This is a genomic window from Paenibacillus paridis (genome assembly GCF_006345825.1).
Classification (GTDB): domain Bacteria; phylum Bacillota; class Bacilli; order Paenibacillales; family Paenibacillaceae; genus Pristimantibacillus; species Pristimantibacillus paridis.
Genome location: NZ_VCIX01000049.1, coordinates 1 through 868, shown reverse-complemented (window position 1 = coordinate 868; position 868 = coordinate 1). Strand labels below are relative to the sequence as shown.

General features: G+C 33.4%; 2 protein-coding genes. One reads left to right on the top strand and one right to left on the bottom strand.

Annotated features, from left to right (window positions below; translation table 11 throughout):
* Window positions 1-25: 25 nt before the first annotated feature.
* Entirely contained in the window at window positions 26-460 is a 435-nt protein-coding gene (locus tag FJQ58_RS00935; RefSeq protein ID WP_476641263.1) for a type I restriction endonuclease subunit R, EcoR124 family, read from the top strand.
* A 66-nt stretch (window positions 461-526) separates the two neighbouring features.
* Here the strand turns inward: FJQ58_RS00935 and FJQ58_RS00930 are convergent.
* The coding region (locus FJQ58_RS00930; protein WP_139990581.1) for a helix-turn-helix domain-containing protein at window positions 527-868 on the bottom strand (342 nt) is incomplete at its 5' end.

The following is an 868-nucleotide window of genomic DNA, read 5'->3' as shown; positions in this document are numbered from 1 at the left end:
TCTTCTAAAATCCCAAGAGATCAATTTGGATTATATTCTTGAACTAATATTTGAGCATAACAAAAAAGCGAAAGATAAAGCATCCTTGGTGGAAGAAGTTCGTCGCTTAATTCGTTCTAGTATAGGAAACCGAGCTAAAGAAAGCTTGGTGGTTGATTTTATCAATCAAGCTGATCTAGATAGTATTCATGACAAAGCTAGTATAATTGATGCTTTCTTCTCATTTGCTCAAACTGAGCAAAAACGTGAAGCAGAAGAATTAATTAGTGCTGAAAATCTTAATGAAGAGGCTGCAAAGAGATATATTTTAACTTCATTAAAAAGAGAATATGCCAGTGAAAATGGAACGGAGCTTAATGAAGTTCTACCTAAAATGAGTCCTCTTAATCCTCAGTATTTAANTTTTCAGAAAATCTCTGCCTTTGTGGATAAGTTCAAGGGTGTAGGTGGAGAGATTTAATAAATCTATAATAACGGTTATAAATTTGAATTTTAGAAATTGATATTATCACATTGCCCTTGGATTTTAATCCGAGGGCGTTTTTTTGTTGATTTTTAAGCTTATAGGAATTGAAGTGCTTTCCTGCATACATTTAAAGGCTTCTTCAAAATTTGCTCGAAGCTTAGGACTTAACTGATCATCGCCACGATAAAAAAGCCAATCAAGGCTAATTCCGTATGTATCTGCAATTTTTAAAGCTAGGTCAGATGAAAGGCTCATTTCTCCACGCTCAATGCGGCTTATTGTGTTGGATGAAACATCAATACTTTCTGCAAATTCGTGTTGTGTAAGATTCTTTAATTCTCTTAATTCCTTAACGCGTCCAATTACAATATCTTTTTTTCGTTTATTCAAGCTTTTTTTGTC